Origin of the sequence: Caecibacteroides pullorum, from assembly GCF_019239235.1 — a bacterium.
In the GTDB taxonomy this organism is placed as follows: domain Bacteria; phylum Bacteroidota; class Bacteroidia; order Bacteroidales; family Bacteroidaceae; genus Bacteroides; species Bacteroides pullorum.
On the sequence record NZ_JAAZTS010000014.1, the window covers coordinates 24,423 to 43,305 of the forward strand.

The 18,883-nt window shown below is 53.4% G+C and carries 12 protein-coding genes; 4 read left to right on the forward strand and 8 right to left on the reverse strand.

Going from position 1 to position 18,883, the window contains the following annotated elements; all coding sequences use genetic code 11:
- Nucleotides 1–66: 66 nt before the first annotated feature.
- Nucleotides 67–2,343, reverse strand: coding sequence for a S9 family peptidase (locus HF894_RS10100; RefSeq protein WP_394369843.1), 2,277 nt, complete (start codon nucleotides 2,341–2,343; stop codon nucleotides 67–69).
- A gap of 202 nt (nucleotides 2,344–2,545) precedes the next feature.
- On the opposite strand from HF894_RS10100, the gene HF894_RS10105 reads away from it, so the two are divergent.
- On the forward strand, nucleotides 2,546–3,700 hold the full coding sequence (locus HF894_RS10105; protein WP_075318066.1) for an acyltransferase: 1,155 nt from the start codon (nucleotides 2,546–2,548) through the stop codon (nucleotides 3,698–3,700).
- On the opposite strand, the gene pelA is transcribed toward HF894_RS10105, so the two are convergent.
- The 7 genes from pelA to pyrH all read right to left on the reverse strand — a co-directional run bounded on the left by pelA (nucleotide 3,697) and on the right by pyrH (nucleotide 13,083).
- The gene (gene pelA / locus HF894_RS10110) at nucleotides 3,697–4,806 is read right to left on the reverse strand and encodes a pectate lyase (protein WP_021847475.1); all 1,110 of its coding nucleotides are present in this window, start codon (nucleotides 4,804–4,806) and stop codon (nucleotides 3,697–3,699) included. The two genes, HF894_RS10105 and pelA, sit on opposite strands and share 4 nt — an antisense overlap.
- Before the next feature lie 79 nt (nucleotides 4,807–4,885).
- Entirely contained in the window at nucleotides 4,886–6,211 is a 1,326-nt protein-coding gene (locus tag HF894_RS10115) for a TolC family protein (protein WP_021847476.1), read from the reverse strand.
- On the reverse strand, nucleotides 6,208–9,240 hold the full coding sequence (locus HF894_RS10120) for an efflux RND transporter permease subunit (protein WP_204972130.1): 3,033 nt from the start codon (nucleotides 9,238–9,240) through the stop codon (nucleotides 6,208–6,210). Before HF894_RS10120 ends, HF894_RS10115 begins: the two co-directional genes overlap by 4 nt.
- Nucleotides 9,241–9,372: 132 nt before the next feature.
- On the reverse strand, nucleotides 9,373–10,452 hold the full coding sequence (locus tag HF894_RS10125; protein WP_204972132.1) for an efflux RND transporter periplasmic adaptor subunit: 1,080 nt from the start codon (nucleotides 10,450–10,452) through the stop codon (nucleotides 9,373–9,375).
- A gap of 141 nt (nucleotides 10,453–10,593) precedes the next feature.
- Nucleotides 10,594–11,526, reverse strand: a complete 933-nt coding sequence (gene rsgA, locus HF894_RS10130; RefSeq protein ID WP_204968535.1) for a ribosome small subunit-dependent GTPase A — start codon at nucleotides 11,524–11,526, stop codon at nucleotides 10,594–10,596.
- Nucleotides 11,527–11,626: 100 nt separating this feature from the next.
- Nucleotides 11,627–12,187 (reverse strand): ribosome recycling factor, encoded by a 561-nt coding sequence (frr, locus tag HF894_RS10135; RefSeq protein ID WP_204972134.1) that lies wholly within the window; start codon nucleotides 12,185–12,187, stop codon nucleotides 11,627–11,629.
- Between the two features lie 185 nt (nucleotides 12,188–12,372).
- On the reverse strand, nucleotides 12,373–13,083 hold the full coding sequence (gene pyrH / locus HF894_RS10140; protein ID WP_204972136.1) for a UMP kinase: 711 nt from the start codon (nucleotides 13,081–13,083) through the stop codon (nucleotides 12,373–12,375).
- Nucleotides 13,084–13,321: 238 nt separating this feature from the next.
- Here pyrH and HF894_RS10145 point away from each other — a divergent pair, with 238 nt between their 5' ends.
- Genes HF894_RS10145 through HF894_RS10155 form a run of 3 tightly spaced genes read left to right on the forward strand, consistent with a single transcriptional unit; the run spans nucleotide 13,322 to nucleotide 18,776 of the window.
- Nucleotides 13,322–14,404: an efflux RND transporter periplasmic adaptor subunit gene (locus tag HF894_RS10145; RefSeq protein ID WP_204972138.1), complete on the forward strand. Its 1,083-nt coding sequence runs from the start codon at nucleotides 13,322–13,324 to the stop codon at nucleotides 14,402–14,404.
- Nucleotides 14,401–17,442, forward strand: a complete 3,042-nt coding sequence (locus HF894_RS10150) for an efflux RND transporter permease subunit (protein WP_204972140.1) — start codon at nucleotides 14,401–14,403, stop codon at nucleotides 17,440–17,442. The genes HF894_RS10145 and HF894_RS10150 overlap by 4 nt, the downstream gene beginning before the upstream one ends.
- 35 nt (nucleotides 17,443–17,477) lie before the next feature.
- Nucleotides 17,478–18,776, forward strand: coding sequence for a TolC family protein (locus tag HF894_RS10155; protein ID WP_204972142.1), 1,299 nt, complete (start codon nucleotides 17,478–17,480; stop codon nucleotides 18,774–18,776).
- Nucleotides 18,777–18,883 lie beyond the last annotated feature (107 nt).

The following is an 18,883-nucleotide window of genomic DNA, read 5'->3' on the forward strand; positions in this document are numbered from 1 at the left end:
AAGGTCGCAGAACGATTGCTGTTAAGGCGGATTCTGTCGTTGGGTAGGCAGGTGAGATGGGGCGGTTTACTTGGTGCGTACCTGATCCCACGACGGTGGTGTCACACCCAGCAGATGGCGAACGAAGAAGTCATACCGCTTGTGTTCGCCGAAGTCCTCGCCCATCGTATGGCGGGCACCGGGGATGACCACCAGGTCGAAGTCCTTGCCGGCCTTGATGAGGGCATTGACTACTTGCATGGTCGAAGCCGGATCGACATTGTCGTCCATCTCGCCTACGACCAGCATCAGGGGACGCGTCAACCGATGGGCGTTGTCAACGTTGGAGCAGGCGCTGTAGGACTCGTCCACGGGGTAGCCCATCCACAGTTCGTTCCACCAGATTTTGTCCATCCGATTGTCGTGGCATCCGCAGGCCGAGTAAGCGGCTTTGTAGAATTCGGGATGGAAGAGTACGGCGCCTGTAGACTCCTGTCCGCCGGCCGAGCAGCCGAAGATGCCTACGCGGTCGATGTCCATGTAGGGATACTTCTCGGCGGCGGCCTTGATCCAGGCGATGTGGTCGGGCAGGCCGGCGTCTTTCAGATTCTTGTAGCATACTTCTTCGAACTCTTTGGAGCGGAAGGAGGTAGTCATGCCGTCCACTTGTACCACGATGAAGCCCAGTTCGGCCAGTGAGGTCATCCACCAGTTGTAGGGAGTGAAGGTTTTGGGTACGTATTGGTCGCCCGGGCCGGAGTAGATGTACTCGATGACGGGGTATTTCTTGTTCGGGTCGAGGGTGGTGGGGCGGTAAATGAGTCCCCACATGTCGGTCTTTCCGTCGCGCCCTTTGGCCGTGAACACCTCGGGGGCTTTCCAGCCGTTCTGTACCAGTGCCGATATGTCGGCCTGCTCCAGCGTCATGCGTATGCTGCCGTCGGTCGCGTTGCGCAGAACGGCCACGGGTGCCTGGTCCACCTTGCTATATACATCGACCAGATATTGATGGTCGGACGAATACCAGGCCTTGTGCATTCCCTCTTCAGGGGTCAGGCAGGTCAGACCGGAGCCGTCGAAGCCGATGCGGTAGTAATGGATAAGGTACGGATCTTCGTCCTTGTTCATGCCGTTGGCCGAGAAGTAGATGATCTCGTTCTGCTCGTCCACGTACTGTACTTCGCGTACGTACCATTCGCCACGGGTGATTTGGTGAGTCGGCTTTCCTGTCGTGCGGTCGTACAGGTAGAGGTGGTTGTAGTTGTCGCGTTCGCTCGACCAGAGGATGTGTTTTCCGTCTGCGAGGTAGTGGCGGTAGATGCGGGGGTAGTTGACGTACTTCTCCTCGCGTTCCTCAATGAGCGTGCGTACTTGGCCGTCGGTTGCCGACATTTCCAACACCCGATAGACTTTGTGGCCCCGTTCGTTGTACTCAAACGTGATGGCCTTGCTGTCGGCGTTCCAAGTGGGGCCGTACAGGTCGTACTGGTGGCTGAAGAGTTCGGTGGAGGGAATCAGTCGACGTCCGCTCTCCACTTCGAAGATGCAGGGTACCTTGAAGCGCAGTTCGTCGCCAGGTTTGGCATACTCCTGCTTGTGGAGCTTGGGTTGGAGTTGGTCGGCGGGTGACGATTCTACGTAATAGACATAGCGTTTCTCGGCGGGACGGATGCGGCAGGCAGCCAGTGCTTTCGAGTCGGGCGACCATTGGATGTAGGATGAATAGTAGTTGCCTTTTGTACCGTCGATACTCAGTTGTTTTTCTTTTCCGCTGGCGACGTCGCGCACGTAAATATTGTCATTCTTGATGAAAGCGGTATATTTTCCGTCGGGCGAGGTGACAGGCCCACGGCCTTTCTCGTCGTCCACCTCCATCCAGTGGGGCTGCGGTCCGCGGGGCTGTACTTCGCCTTCCGTCACGAGCGTGTTCTTTTTGATGGCGTATGCCCAATACTGGCCTGCTGACTCGAAGCGCAGGGTGTCAGCCTGTCTGTTCAAGTGGCATTGGTTCAGGGGCAGGTTGTAGGCATCAGTATGTTTTCCTGTTTGTTCGGAAAGCAGCGTGGCCAGTTTCTCCTGGCTGAACAAGGCGGAGCGTTTGGATTGTTTGGCGTCAATCTTGACGTATTCCTTGCCTCGGGTTGTGTTACGGATGTACCAGAAAACATCGGTGTTTTCCACCCAATGGGGGACGACGTTGCTGTATAGCACGTGTCTCGGGTTGTATTTTTCGCGAAGGCTATAAGCCCGGTTATAGTCTTCTACTGTGCCCTGCGGATAGGCGGGCAGGCTGAACAGTCCTCCTATGCAAAAGAGGAAAAGGGTACTTTTTAATGAGTTAAGCATCGTTTTACCTGTCTTTATTTGTTGTTTCTTTATTGGAAGTATATGTCTTAGTGTGGAGTAGTATGTTGTATAGGCAAAGTTAAAAAGGAATGTTGAAAAGGACGATGATATGACCAATAAATTTGTTGTGTTATGAAAGAAACTTTTATATCTTCTTTTTTTAGGAAATACCACCATCCTTTTCTATCTTTATGCCCTCAAATCTTGAAGAATAGACTTTATGGAAAAAACGGTTTCGAAGCAGAAGTCCGGACACATCGTGTGGCTGGACATTGTCCGTTTGGCAGCTATGTTTATGGTGGTGTGCTGTCATTGTACGGATCCTTTTAATTTTTATCCGGGTACATCGCCCGAAATCGGTGAGATCAAGTTCTGGGGAGCAGCCTACGGAGCTTTATTGCGTCCTTGTGTTCCGCTATTTGTTATGATTACAGGAGCCTTGTTATTGCCGGTTCGTGAGAGTAGCAGGTTTTTTTACAAGAAACGTATCACACGTGTATTCTTTCCTTTCCTTATTTGGTCGGTACTTTATAACCTGTTTCCATGGGTAACAGGATTGTTGGGGGTAGAGCCGCGGGTTATTCTCGATTTCTTTCCCTATTCAGGTGAAGACGTGATGCGTCAGTCGCTGGAGGTAAGCTTGGGCTATATTGCCGGTATACCGTTTAATTTCTCTATTTTAGCTGTGCATATGTGGTATATCTATCTGTTGATAGGACTTTATCTCTATTTACCAGTCTTTTCAGCATGGGTAGCTCAGGCTTCGGATCGAGCCAAGCTGTGGTTCCTGGCTTTGTGGGGAGTGACCTTGTTGCTTCCTTATTATAATGAGTTTGTGTCCGAATACTTGTGGGGATCTTGTTCGTGGAACTCGTTCGGTATGCTTTACTATTTTGCAGGATTTAATGGTTATCTGCTATTAGGTCATGTCTTGCGTCAGCGGGAGTGGAGTAGACGGATGCTGTTACTGGTAGGTGTGCCGATGTTTATCGTTGGGTATGCAGTGACTTATTTGGGTTTTCGTCATATGACAGCTCTGCCAGATTGTACAGACGAAATGTTGGAACTGTTCTTCACTTATTGTTCACTGAATGTAGTCTTGATGACCGTTCCCGTATTCATGTGCTGTAAGAAGATAGAGGTACACTCAGAACGGCTTCGTCGGATGCTGGCCAACTTGACACTTTGTGGTTTTGGAGTTTACATGATCCACTATTTCTTTACAGGGCCTTCTGTCGTATTGATGCGTATGTTGGATGTACCTATCTGCATTCAAATACCTTGCGCTTCGGTTGTGGCATTTGGAGTGTCGTGGTTGTTGGTAGCATTAGCCTATCGGGTGTTCGGCCGAAAGACGCGTTGGGTATTGGGTTAGTTTTTCAACTTTTTCTTCCACTGCTCGTATTTCTTGAATACTTTCAGACCGCCATTGTTATACCAGCTGTACCCGTTGCGCCGTTCATGACCAATTTCTGACAGGTCATAGCGCTTGATACCATCGCGGTCGCAGAAGAAGGGGCGGTTGTCTTCGAGTGTGTAGAAGCGGGCCCATAGCGGGTCACACGCTTCGCCTTCTTGACAGGGTATCATGCGATAGTCTTTCTGGCCTTCGTCATTGGTGAAATATTCACGCTTCAGGCCGTTGATTTGTACTTGTTTGAACCAGTTGACAGCTCCTTCTATGCTGGCGATAATCTCGGGCGAAGGGTGAGGAAGATTCATCAAGAAAAGCACGATGTTGTCCGACTCAGCTCCGCTGAGTGAGGGCAGTTCGTAGGCGCGGGCCTTGGCAGGGGCTAAAGTGTGCTCGTCGTGTTGGGCACACCACACAGTTAGTTTCCCGTTCTGTTTTACTTGCGTATGGAGGATACACTCTATACCTTTGTCTACTGCGGCCTGTGCCTGTTTGCGGATATCTTCGGGCAAATATGTGTAGGGTGCCTTGTCGTTGGCTATGTCCTGTAGTAATTCCATGACATTGATCATGGCATCGTCGTTGTAGGTGATGTGGGTGTAGTAGCCTGTAGGACGTGGATAAAATTGGGGCCATCCACCGTTATCGTATTGTGCTTCGAATAGGTATCGGATACCTTTAATGGCGGCTTTCTTGTACTTCTCGATGCCTGTGGCGTTATAGAGGCGAGACAAATAGGTAATTTCAGTTGTAGTAGCTGTATTGTCAATCGTGCTTTGATTGACATCGTCTTTTTCAGACAGTACTTCTTCCCGCTCTTTTTCATCCAGTTCGGCAGGTATGTAAATATTCTTCGGCCATCCTCCTGTTGTCTGTTGGTAGAGTAGGACATTGTCACCGATACGAATGGCTTCTTTAGTTTTAAAAAAGTCATCGTTCAGTTTTGGAGCCATTTTTACCCAACTCTTATAGGGTTGTTTACTTTTATACGTTACTTCTGACTTTTGTGCATGTGTCAGGGTAGAACTAAGTAATGCAGCGATGCAGGCCAAGACAATTTTTCTCATGATAGAATTCCTGTTTTCGTTTCTGTTTGATTGTCACAAAAGTAGCGTAATATTTGGATTCGGATGGCGAAAAACTGTTTTATTCCAGGTACTTTGTCACTTTTCCACTGATTTGTAGGAGCGATATTTCGCAAAGTTTAGTGTTATATTCAGCTGTCAGGATGCGTTCCTCTGCGTCAAGGAGGCTCTTTTGTGCTTCGCGCATTTCGATACCCGAAAGGTTGCCCAACATGTAACGTTCCATGGCGATGTCGTGGTTGTCCTTGGCGGCGATGAGGTTCTGCCGTTCCAGGTTCAGCATCTCCAGGTTGTTGCGGTAGGCTTGCCACAAGTTACTCAGGTCGGCCCGCAGTGCCAGTTCCAGCTCGTCGCGTTGCAGGCGTGCGTTCTTCACGGCGATGCTGGCATTGCGCCGCTCGCGCTTGCGGTTGCCGTCGAAGAGGTTGAACCCTACGGTGATGCCTCCGTTGAATCCGAAGTTGTTGCGGCGGCTGTAGCTGTTGATGTCATACTTGTTGAACGTATAGCCGTATCCGGCGTTCAGGCGCACGTAGGGATAGTTGCGTGAATTCACTTTCTTGTAGTCCATCTGTGCCAGCTGGGTGTTCTGGTCGGCCTTCAGCAGGGAGGAGTTCACGCTCAGGGTGGCTTTCCACAGCTCTTCGAAGTCGAGCGACTGGTTCACGTCGATGATGCTGTCAGGCGTCTGGATGAGCTGGTCCACGTCTTCGTTGCCCATCAGCTCGTTCAGGTTGATGCGCGAGGTGTGCAGCAGCTCCTGCTGCTTCATGTACTGGGCGCTGTCGGCGTTGAAGTCCACCTTGGCCTGCTGGTAGTCAAGGCGCGAGAAGTCTCCCACATGGTAGCGTGCCTCCACGATACGCAGTCGCTCCTTGGAGAGCTGTACGGCATAGAGCAGGTTCTTCATGCGGATTTTCTGCTGGATGAAGTTGTAGTATTCGGCGGCCAGCGAGGCGATGAAGTCTTCCAGTGCGATGCGTGTATTGGTCTCTCCCTGTTCGCGGAGCAGCTTCAGCTGCTGGTAGGTGGTAGAGATGTTGAAGCCGTCGAAGATGGTCCAGTTTAGGTCGATGCCGGCATCGACGGTCTGGTCGAACACGTTATGCTGCTTCTCCGTAACGCCTGTGCTCCGCACGGTGCTGTTGGTGTTGTCTAACGTGGCCCGGTAGCCGCCTGTCAAGTCGATAGTGGGCAGGGCGCCTGCGTTGGCCAGGGTGGCATTGTTTTTACTGATCTGCTCCTCGTTGTGCGTGATGCGCAGGGAGTAGTTGTTGAGCAGCCCCTGTTCGAGGCACGACTTCAGGGTATAGGTGGCCGCTTGTTGTGCCTGCAAGGAACAAAGGGTACAGAATGCGGCTATCATAGACAAGGCGATTCGTTTCATATCTTTCTTACTTTACTTCGGTTGGTTGACACATAGCTGTAGATGGCGGGCACGATGTACATGGTGAGCAGTGTGGATACCAGCATGCCGCCTACCACAGCCGTACCCATGGCGATGCGCTGGTTGGCACCTTCGCCCGTGGCGAAAGCCAGCGGGATGAGGCCGATAACGGTCGAGGCGCTGGTCATCAGGATGGGGCGCAGACGCTGGAGGGCGGCGTCCTTGATGGCCTGCAACTTGTCTTCGCCCGCTTCCTGCTTCTGGTTGGCAAACTCCACAATGAGGATACCGTTCTTGGCTACCAGACCGATGAGCATAATAATGCCGATCTGGCTGAAGATGTTCATCGTGATGTCACCGAAATACATGAATATCAGGGCTCCGGCAATGGCCAGCGGCACGGTGAGCATGATGATGAGCGGGTCCTTGAAGCTCTCGAACTGGGCGGCCAGAATCAGATAGATGAGGAAGATGGCCAGGATGAAGGCAAACATCAGGCTGGATGCACTCTCACTATAGTCCTTCGAGTCGCCTGCCAGAGCCGTACGGAAGGTTTCGTCCAGCACTTCGTCGGCTATCTTGTCCATTTCTTCCAGTCCCTGTCCGATGGTCTTGCCCTCGGCCAGACCTGCCGAAACGGTGGCCGATACGAAACGGTTGTAGCGGTACAGCTTCGGAGGAGCCGTGCCGTAGACCAGTTCCACGAGGTTGTCGAGCTGGATCATGTCGCCTGCATCGTTACGGATGTACAGACCGACGAGGTAGGCCGGCTTGTTGCGTTGCTGGCGGTTGATTTCTCCCAATATCTCGTATTGCTTGCCGTTCATGTAGAAGTAGCCCATACGCTGGCCGCTCAAGCCGTATTGCAGGGTCTGGGCGATGTTCTTGGTGCTGACGCCCATGGCGCCGGCCTTGTCGCGGTTGATGCTGATGCGGGCTTCAGGCTTGCTGAACTTCAGGTCGACGTCGGCCATCTGGAAAACATCGTTTTCGTAGACGCGTTCCATAAATTTCGGCAGCACTTCCTGCAGCTTTTCAAGGTTGGTGGCCTGCAATACATATTGCACGGGCATGCTGGCACGGCGTCCGCCGAACGAGGACTGCTGGCGCAGGAAGGCGCGGGCTTCTGTTTCAGACTTCAGGGCGCGGGTCAGTTTGGCGGCCACATCCATCTGGCTGTAGTCGCGTTCGCGGATATCTTTCAGCGTGATTTGCACGTTACCGCTTCCGCTCGATACACGTGCCGTGACGGCTTCGGCATCGGGGATGATGGAGTCGACCACGTCGTTGATGCGTTCGGTATAGTCGCGGATGTATTCGTAGCTCACACCTTCGGCACCGATGGTGCTGATGGTGATCTGCGAGCGGTCTTCCAGTGGAGCCATCTCGGCGGGTATGCTGTTCCACAGAACGAAGATGATGCAGAACGTAATCAAGGTGAACACCAGGGCTATCCACCGCTTGTGTAGGAAAGCGGCTAGTGAACGGCTGTACAGGCGGTTCATCCCCTCGAAGAAGGGTTCCGTCTTGCGATAGAACCAGTTCTTCTGTTCCTGTCGTTTCAGCAGCTTGGTGGCCAGCATCGGCGTGAAGGTAAGGGCTGCAAATGAGGATATGATGATGGAGCCCGAGATGACGAAGCTGAACTCGCGGAAGAGTCGGCCTGTGGTACCTTCCATGAAGACGATGGGGAAGAACACGGCTACCAGCGTGATGGTGGTGGAGATGACGGCAAAGAAGATTTCCTTAGCTCCCTCGATGCCTGCTTCCTTGGGCGGCATGCCTTTTTCGATGCGGACGTAGATGTTCTCGGTCATCACGATGGCGTCGTCCACCACCAGACCTACGGAGAGAACGACGGCCAGCATCGTCAGTACGTTGATGGAGAAACCTGCCACGTACATCACGAAGAAGGCACCGATGAGCGACACGGGAATTACGATACAGGGTACCAATGTGACGCGCCAGTCGCGCAAGAAGAGGAAGATAATGATGATAACCAGCACGAAGGCTTCATACACGGTGCTTTCCACTTCGCTGATGGAGGCGCGGATGAACTTTGTGTTGTCGAATCCGTAGCTGTAGGTTACGTCTTCGGGCAGGTCTTTCTTCATGCGTTCCATGCGTTCGTACACGGCGTCGGCAATCTGGATGTGGTTGGCACCCGGCTGGGGAACGACGACTACACCTACCATCGGCACGCCGTTCATCTTCATGTAGCTCTTGATGTCGGCGGCTCCCAGTTCGGCACGGCCGATATCGCTGAAGCGGATGATGCGGTTGGCATCTTCCTTGATGATGAGGTTGTTGAACTCTTCGGGTGTATGCATCAGACCTAGGGTGCGGATGGTAAGCTCGGTCATATTCCCTTCGATACTGCCCGACGGGAGCTCGATGTTTTCCTGATCGATGGCATTCTTTACGTCGACTGGGGTGATGCCGTAGCCCGACATCTTGGTGGGGTCGAGCCAAAGACGCATGGAGTACTTCTTTTCACCCCAGATGCTCACGCTACTTACGTCGGAGATAGTCTGAAGCTGTTCCTTTACGGTGAGGTCAGCTATCTCGCTCAGCTCCAGCAGCGAGCGCTTGTTGCTCTGCAGGGCTACCATCAGGATAGGCACGGCGTCGGCATCGGCTTTCGATACGGTAGGCGGGTCGCAGTCGCGGGGCAGGTAACGCTGGGCACGCGATACCTTGTCGCGCACGTCGTTGGCGGCTGTTTCCAGGTCGACAGACAGCTCGAATTCGACAGTAATTCGGCTTTGCCCCTGCTGGCTGACACTGGTCAGTGAGCGGATACCGGGGATGCCGTTGATGTTCTGTTCCAGCGGTTCGGTTATCTGGTTTTCGATAACGTCGGCGTTGGCACCCGTGTACGAACAGGACACGGAGATAATGGGGTTGTCCACCGACGGATATTCGCGCACGCCAAGGTAGGTATAGCCAATGAGTCCAAAGAGTAGGATGATGATGGTCAATACCGTTGACAATACGGGGCGGCGTATGCTTAGTTCGGATATATTCATTTAAATGAAGAATTAGATATTAGGAATTACAAATTACGAATTACAAATGAACTCAAGCGAGGGGAAGAGAGGACGGTTGATTTATAAAATCTACACGTAAAGACTCTTCACCCTTTGTTTCTCATTTTTAATTTATTCGATATGATCGATGGTAACGTCCATTCCTGTGCGGAGTTGTTGAGTACCTGATATGATAACCGTGTCTCCAGTAGCCAAACCTTTGACTACCTGTACTTGTGCATCGGTGCGGATACCAGTGATTATCTCTGTTGGTTCAGCCTTTCCCGAGCGATAGACAAATACTTTGTCTTTACCCATTTCGGGTACAATGGCTTGAGAAGGAATGGCCAATGCATCCTTGTATTCCTGCTTCTTCAACGTGATGGAGGCGTAACGGCCTGGCATGATGCCGCTGGGGTTGGGATAGAGGGCACGTACGGTCAGTGTGTGTGTGTTGATATCAAGACTCGACTCTCGAGCATAGACTTGTGCGTGGTAGGTGTCCAGCGAGCCTTCCAGCGTGAAGCTCAGGTTGGTGCCCACCTTGATATCGCGGGCATAGCGCTCGGACACGGCAAACTCCAGCTTCAAGGGAGAAATCTTGGTGAGCTTGGCTACGATGGTAGTAGGCGAAGCGTAGGTACCCACACTCACCTGGCGCAAACCGATGATGCCGTCGAAGGGGGCGCGCAGCTCGGTTTGTGCTATCTGCGCCTCGACGCTTTCGATGTCGGCATTCAGCGTGGCGAGTTCGGTCTTGACCTGCTCGTAGGCTTCCTGGCTGACAGCATCACGTTTCAGCAGGGCGTCCTGACGGAATACGCGGTCTTCGGCCAGTTTCAGTTGCGAAACCAGTCGTTGCAGCTGTGCCTGCAGCGGGCGGTCGTTTACTTTGGCTAGCAGCTGGCCTTTTTTTACAGTAGTTCCTTCTTCGAAATTGATTTCAACGATTTTGCCTGATGTCTCGAACGAAAGGTTCACTTCTTCGTCGGGTATCAGGCTGCCGATGATCGGAATTTCGTCGGTCAACACTTGTGGCTTTACAATGATAGCATTGATATTTAGCGCTTTTTTCCCTTGTTTTTGATTGGCCATTACTTTGTCGGCTTCGGCCAATTCTTCATTTGGTTTGGGCATTTGTGAATAGACACCCCAACCTATAAGCCCAGCACCAACGATGGCGACGAGCCCCCATTTTACTCTCTTCTTCATTCTTTCAGTTGTTCGTGGTATTAGTATATAAAATCAACCTTTTGATTTGGAGAGCTAAGATAGGGAATAGTTTAATGTCGAACGGAAAGATTATGCTTTATTAACAGAAGAATCTTAGTTGGAGATGCAGGGGATATGGAATCAATATCCTGTCCGATACTTCCCTTCCTCCTTGTCTTCGAGCATGCTGAGATAAGATTGGTAGCGCGATTCGCTAATGTAGTGCTCTTCGACAGCTTGGCGCACAGCACAGCCAGGTTCGTGGCGATGGGTACAATTGCCATAGCGGCATTCGGCCGAGATCTTGAAAATTTCAGGGAAGTAGTGGCCGATTTCCTCTTCTTCCATGTCGAAGGTACCGAAACCTTTGATGCCTGGAGTGTCGATGAGGTAGCCGCCTCCTTCGAGAGCGAACATCTCGGAGAAAGTGGTGGTGTGCATACCTTTGTTGTGGGCAGCAGATATTTCGCCCGTTCGTGCTGAGGCATCAGGTAGGATGGCATTGATCAGAGTGGATTTGCCAACGCCTGAATGACCTGAAAGCAGGGTGATGCGGTCGCAAAGTTCGGACTTGAGGAGGTCGATGCCTGTGCCCTGTGTGGCCGATACCTTGAAGCAGGGGTAACCGATGGTGGTATAAAGGTGGATGAGGCTGTCCAAGTAGTGGAGGTCATCTTCGTCGTAAGCATCTATCTTGTTGAAGATGAGCTTTACAGGAATGCGATAGGCCTCGGCTGTAGCCAGAAAACGGTCAATGAAGGTAGTCGAGGTTTCTGGGTAGTTGACGGTGACGATGAGCATGCACTGGTCGAGGTTGGAGGCGATGATGTGCGATTGCTTTGACAGATTAGAGGCGCGGCGGATGATGTAGTTCCGTCGGTCTTCAATTTCGCTGATGAAGGCAGTGCCTTCTTGGTTGAGGATGATCTGTACGTAGTCGCCCACAGCTACAGGGTTAGTGCTGCGGATACCCTTCAGGCGGAAGTTGCCTTTGATCTTGCACTCGATGCAGCGCCCGTCTTCCGTCTTGACGAGATACCAGCTGCCTGTATTCTTGATGACAAGCCCTTTCATTGAATTGAGAATTGAAAATAGATAATGGAGAATTGATAATTAAGAATAGAATGTTGCCAGTGAATCTCTTTATCCATTCTCCATTATCAATTATCAATTGTTATACGGTCATGATTTCCTTATCCTTGGCGGTCAGCATGTCGTCGATCTGCTTGATGTACTTGTCGTGTACTTTCTGCAGCTTTTCTTCTCCACCTTTCTGGGCATCTTCGGCAAGGCCTTCCTTGACGGCTTTCTTCAGCTGGTCGATAGCGTCGCGACGGGCGTTGCGCACGCTTACCTTGGCTGTTTCACCTTCGCCCTTGCATTGCTTGGCCAGTTGCTTACGACGCTCTTCTGTCAGAGGCGGAATGCCAATACGGATGATTTCGCCGTTGTTTTCGGGCATGATGCCCAGTGAGGAGTCGATGATGGCCTTTTCGATCACGCGGAACATGGATTTGTCCCACGGCTTGATGGCGATGCTGCGTGCGTCGGGAGTCGTCACGGCGGCTACGTTATTGATGGGCACCATGCTGCCGTAGGAGTCTACGCGGATGCCGTCCAGCAGGCGTACGTCGGCCTTGCCGGCGCGGATGTGTGCCAATGCTTCGTCCAGATACATGATGGCCATGTCCATTTTCTCCTGCGCTTCGTTCAGGATGTCTTTTACGTCTTTCATATCGCTTCGTTCTTTATTATATAGAATGGTTGTTTTTTTATTTAGTAGAGCAAATGTAGCGTATTATTTCTTCTTTTGCAACATTGCAAGTTTTTTTTGCTTCGGAAGATATTGGCTCGATTAGAGGAAAACAGTGTTTTCTTGGGTGTAAAGCACTGTTTTCTTCGATGGAAAGCAATGCTTTTTTAGTTGTGTACCAATGTGCCGATGTCTTCGCCGTCGATAACCTTCTTGAGGTTGCCCACGGTATCCATATCAAAGACGATGATGGGCAGGTTGTTTTCCTTACACATGCACGTGGCGGTGAGGTCCATCACCTTCAGGCCGCGGCGCAGCACTTCGTCGTAAGTGATATCGTGGAATTTCGTGGCTGTCGGGTCTTTTTCAGGATCGGCCGTATAGATGCCGTCCACGCGGGTACCTTTCAGCATGACGTCAGCTTCGATTTCAATGCCACGTAGGCTGGAACCTGTGTCGGTGGTGAAGAACGGATTGCCCGTGCCGGCCGACATGATGACCACTTCGCCTGCTTCCATGCATTCGATGGCGCGCCATTTGTTGTAGAATTCGCCGATGGGCTCCATGCGTACGGCTGTCAGCACACGCGCCTTGACGCCTGCGGCCGTCAGTGCCGAGCTGAGCGCAAGGCTATTGATGACCGTGGCCAGCATGCCCATCTGGTCGCCTTTCACGCGGTCGAAGCCTTTTGAGGCTCCACTTAAGCCGCGGAAGATGTTTCCGCCGCCGATGACGATGCCTATCTGTACGCCTGTGGCGTGTATTTCCTTGATCTGTGCTGCATATTCGGCCAGACGTTTTTCGTCGATGCCATACTGCTTTTCGCCCATGAGGCTCTCGCCGCTGAGCTTCAGTAAGATTCTCTTGTATGTTGCCATAAATGGTTTGTTTTGAGGTTTTCGGCAAAGATATAAAAAGGTATTGGAGCGACAAACGATAGGCGAGTTTTTCTGTCCGTTTCTTTCTGAGTCGTTGTATATGGCTTTGTGAGTTTCATCTTTCTTTTTTCGTGTTTCAGTGGCCTTATTTTGCGGTTGGGTAAGTTTTACTCACGAGGAGTAGCAGCCTCCGCTAATTTTGCGGACGATATTTGTAAACCGAAGTGTAAAAAGAGATATGAAGCAGAATTTATTTGGAAACGCATTTTTCATGGTGTGTCTGTCTGCCTTGCTGGCCGCATGTGGCAAGCAGGAGCAGCCAGTCAGGCCTCAGCCGGTCGTGCGGGTGGCCCGTGCTGAAACTATTACGAGTGAAGCTGCCCGCAGTTATACATTTATTTCTGAGCCTGTGCGTGTCACTCAGCTCGCTTTTCGTGTAGGCGGGCCGGTGGACAACTTTACAGTGCAGGCAGGTCAGTTTTTTCGTCAAGGACAGCCGATAGCCGCTATCGATCGTCGTGATTTCCTCATACGTCGCGATCGTGCCGAAGCTCTTTGTCGTCAGGCTGAGGCTGACTATCGTCGTACAGCCAATCTTTATGAAAAAAACAGCGTATCGGCTACTGCCTATGAGAAGGCTCGTGCTGACTACGCTCGTGCTCGTGCAGATTTCGATATGGCCGTGAACGAATTGGATGACATGCGTCTCTTGGCTCCTTTTGATGGTTTTGTACAGCAGACGCACATCGAACGCCATCAGGAAGTGAAGCCTTCGCAGGCGGTTGTGACTTTTATTGATCTTTCACAAGTGAAGGTCGAAGTCTATGTGCCCGAAGACATGGCTGTGGCTTTGCGGGGTGGTGTGCCCGATTCACTCGTTCATGTACATTTCGATCGTTTGCCAGGCCGTGTCTTCACGCCCTCGGCCACGTATTTAACGCAGACAGCAGCCGACAATAATCTCTCTTATTGCCTAACGGCGCTTCTTGACAATTCAGATAACAGCTTGCTTGGAGGAATGGCAGGAAACCTCTCGGTGTCCTTACCTTCAACTTCTACTTATGTCTCTTCCTTAGCTATTCCTCAAGCGGCTGTTTGTCAAGACGATCGTTCGGATGCTTACGTTTGGACTGTAGATGCGGACGGACATGTATCCAAGTCGCTCGTGACCTTAGGGCGTTTGCTCAAAGGTAGTAAGATAGAAGTTATTTCAGGTCTTGTCGAAGGTCAGACAGTGGCTTTGACACGTCTTGCTTTCCTGTCCGAAGGTCAGACTGTCCAAGTAGAAGGATTGACGATTGAAAAAGGAGGCCGCCCATGAAGACGCTTGCCAAATTCTTTCTGAAGAATTGCGCCCTGAGTTGGCTCCTGTTGGCGCTAATTCTGCTGGGCGGCGTCGTGGCCTACGTCGGCATGGGTAAGCTCGAAGATGCCCCGTTCACCATCAAACAGGCCGTGGTGACCACTACTTATCCGGGCGCATCGCCTCTCGAAGTGCAGCAGCAGGTGACGGACGTACTCGAGGAGGCTATCCAATCGCTGGGCGAACTCTATTACCTCAAGACCGAGAACCGTGCCGGCCTCTCCAAGATAACCGTCTACGTCAAGAAGGAAATTCGCGCCGATGCCATGCAGCAGCTGTGGGACAAGCTCCGGCGCAAGGTGAGCGATGCGCAGGGTAAGCTTCCAGCTGGTGCAAGTACGTCGGTGGTTAACGATGATTTTGGCGATGTACTCGGCGTGTTTTATGGCTTGAGTAGCGCCGTGCACACCTATCGCGAACTTGAGGAGCAGGCCGAACGCCTCAAAAACGAGTTGCTGGCCGTGCCCGATGTGGCCCGCGTCGAGCTCTATGGCGTGCAAAACCGCACCATCGAGGTAGAGGCTGACCCTTCACTGCTAGCTGCCAGCGGGCTGACGATGGCCGACATCGCCGCCGCCTTCGACCGCCAGAACCGCATCGTTGATGCCGGCGCCGTCGAGACGGCCCATAACCGCCTGCGCATTGATGCGGCAGGAAGCTTCACGACGCCCGAAGAACTCGAGAACCTGACCGTCACCTCGCGCGACGGCTCTTATTTCCGCCTGGGTGAGCTGGCTGCTGTCAGCGAGAGCTATGTCCGTCCGGCCCGCAGCCGCATGGAGATGGACGGTCTCCCTACCATCGGCATCGCCATATCGACGGTGGCCGACGGCAACGTAGTCGACATGGCCGAACGCGTAGCCGCCCGCCTCTCGCAGCTGGAGCAGACGATGCCCGAGGGATACCGTCTCCGTACCGTCTACGACCAGGGGCATGAGTCGTCTGTTACCAACGACGGTTTTGTGCTCAACCTCATCATCTCTGTTGTGACCGTTATCGCCGTGCTGCTGTTCTTTATCGGCATGAAGAACGGAATACTGATTGGCAGCGGACTGGTCTTTTCCATTTTCGGTACCCTTATCTATATGTATGGCACGGGCATCGCCCTGCAACGCATGTCGCTGGCGGCCATCATCATTGCCATGGGCATGCTGGTGGACAACGCCATCGTGGTCTACGACGCTACGCTGGTCAACATGCAGCGCGGCATGCGCAAGCGTACGGCCATCCTTGCCGCCGTAGGCACGACGGCTATGCCGCTGCTGGGCGCTACGCTCATTGCCGTGCTCACCTTTCTGCCTGTCTATCTGTCGCCCCACATTACGGGTGAGCTGTTGTCGTCGCTCTTCATCGTCATTGCCGTGTCACTCCTTCTGAGCTGGGTGCTGGCCGTTTCGCAAAACGTCTTCTTCGTGCAGGAATTCGTCCGTCGTCCGCGTCCCGACGAGTTGAAGGGCGAGCTCTTCCAGGGCCGCATGTACGACCGCTTCCGCCGTGCCCTGCGCTGGACCATCCGCCGCCGCTGGTTCGTACTGGCCTCGATGGTGGTGCTGCTGGCCGCCAGCGCGTTGGGCTTCCGCTGCATTCCGCAGCAGTTCATGCCGTTGCTCGACAAGCAATACTTCTCCGTCGACGTTTGGCTGCCCGAGGGCACCCGCGTGGAGGAGACCTCACGTCAGGCCGAAGCCCTGGCCGAGAAGCTGATGCAGCATGAGGGCGTCCGCCACGTGTCGACCTTTGTCGGCCAGACACCCCCGCGCTACTACCTGGCCAATGCTGCCTACGGACCTCAGAGCAACTACGCACAGTGTCTGGTCGAGGCCGTAAGCCCGTCTGTGGCGCGCAGCATGCAGGTGGGACTGCAAGAGGAGCTGTCGCAGACTTTCTCCGATGCCCTGATCCGCGTCAACCGCTTCGAGCTGAACAGCATTCCGCAGGCGCTCATCGAAGCCCGCTTTTGCGGTGACGATCCCCGGGTGCTCGATTCGCTGACGAGTATGGCCATCGACATCATGCGCCGCAATCCGAAGGTGATGAACGCCCGCAACGAGTGGGGTAACAAGGCCATGCTGGTGCGTGCCGCCTACGACCCCGTGAAAGCCGGCCGCCTGAACCTGGGCAAAGCCGACCTGATGACGGCCGTGAAGAGTACCAACGACGGCACGCCGGTAGGCATCTATCGCGACGGTGACAAGCAGGTGCCTGTCCTGTTGCGTACGGTAGGCGGCGGGCAGCTGTCGCAGGCTGCACTCGAAGACCTGCCTGTGTGGAATGGACGCAACTCTGTCCCCTTGGCTCAGGTGACCGACAGCATCGGGATCGGTTGGGAATGGCCGTTGGTAAAGACCTATAACCGGCGTCTGTCTATGGCAGCACAATGCGACGTACAGCCCGGCCATACCATGAAGGAAGTACATAGTGAAATCCGTGACGAGATAGAGCGCATCGGGCTTCCCGCCGGATACAGTTTCTTCTGGGATTCGCAGTATAAGGACCAGAAAGAGGCTATGGAGGCGCTTATCAAGTATTTCCCGCTGGCCATCGTCTTCTTGGTGCTCATACTGGTAGCCTTGTTCGGCAATTTCCGCCAGCCTTCCATTATCTTCCTCATCCTGCCTCTGTCGGTCATCGGCGTGGTCGTGGGGATGCTGGTCACAGGTTTCCAGTTCGGCTTCTTCTGCATAGCCGGATGGCTGGGCCTGCTGGGCATGATCATCAAGAACGTCATCGTGCTGCTCGACGAGGTGAACATTCAGCGGCGGGCAGGTGTCGCGCCCGGTGAGGCCATCGTTGAGGCTACCGTTTCGCGTACGAGGCCTGTACTGATGGCAGCCATTACGACCATCTTCGGCAGCATTCCCCTGCTGTTCGACGTCGTGTTCGGCGGCATGGCGGCTACGATTGTCTTCGGCCTGTCGTTTGCTACGCTGCTGACGCTCTTCGTAACTCCTGCCCTCTACGCCGTGTTCTATCCCGAAGCGGCAAAGAGAGCGTGAACACTGTCCATTCAATGAAATAAAAACGAAAAGACATGAAACAACTATATCTCATTATGACGGCCTCTGCACTCCTGACGGCCGCATCGGGACGGGCACAGGACAACCCGCTGCTCGACGCCTATCGCGCACAGGTAGAGGCCTATAGCCCCGACCTGCGTGCTGCCGAATATGCGGCAGGCGCGAGCGGGGAAGCAAGACAATCGGCACGGGCCGACTTCCTCCCCAAGCTTTCGGGCGGAGCCAACTTCAACTATACGGGCCATCCGTTGCGTAAGGACATTGCTTTGCCTGGCACGGATGACGTTTACACCTTCGAGGGACGCAATACGAAATACGGCGCTTCGGTCAGCCTGGCGCAACCGCTTTATGCGGGCGGTGCGCTTCGGGCGGGCTATGACAAGGCGCAGGCCGAGGACGAGATGGCCCGTCAGGAAATCAGACGTGTGACGAATGACCTTCGCCACGAAGCCGATGTCCGTTATTGGAACCACGTGGCTCAGTGCGAATTGGTCAGCGTGGCCGACGGTTACCGCCAGTCGGTGGGCCGGCTGGTGGAAGTCGTCCGCCAGCGGGTGGAGGCGGAATATACCGACCGCAACGACCTGCTCATGGCCGAAGTGCGACTGAACGATGCCGATTATCAGGTGCAACGCGCTCGCAATGATGCCGAAGTGGCCCGCCTGTCGCTCAATGCGTTGGCCGGCATCCCTTCCGATCAGCACATTGCCACCGATACGCTGGTAGTGCCCCTCACCGTCGTCCAGCCCTTGACTGATGAGGTGGACGACCTGCTGATGCGCCGCCCCGAGATGGGAATGGCCGAAAGCAATGTACGCGTACAGCAGTCGGCTGCCCGCCAGGCCAACGCCCGCTATCTGCCTACGCTTTCCATCGGCGTGGACGGCAGCTACTCGTCGCCCGGCTATGACTTCCGTGCCGACCTCGATCCCAATTATGCCATCTATGCCAAGCTCAGCGTACCCATCTTCGAGTGGGGCAAACGCCGTCGCACGAAGAACATGGGGCGCTATCAGGTAGATATTGCCCGCGAACGGTGTACACAGGTGGGCGATGGCCTGCGGCTGGAAGTGGAGACGGCTCAGTGCAACTATGCACAGGCCGTGGAGCAGGTGCGGCTTACCGAAAGTTCGTTGCGCAAGGCGGCCGAGAGCGAGGAGCTGGCCATGGACAAATACCGTGAGGGAAGCATTTCGATTGTCGAGGTCATCAATGCGCAGCTTTTCCATCTGGAAGCCCGCCAGAACCATATCCGTTCGAAGCTGAATGCCTGCGTGGCAAAAAGTGCCTTGCAGAGGGCTTGCGGCGAATGATAAATTCTGTATCTTTGTGGAAGTACAGCGTAAAGCATTGCTTTGTCGTCTTTAAAACATCGTTTTACGGAGGCGAAAGCACTGCTTTGTCGATGACAAGCCATCGC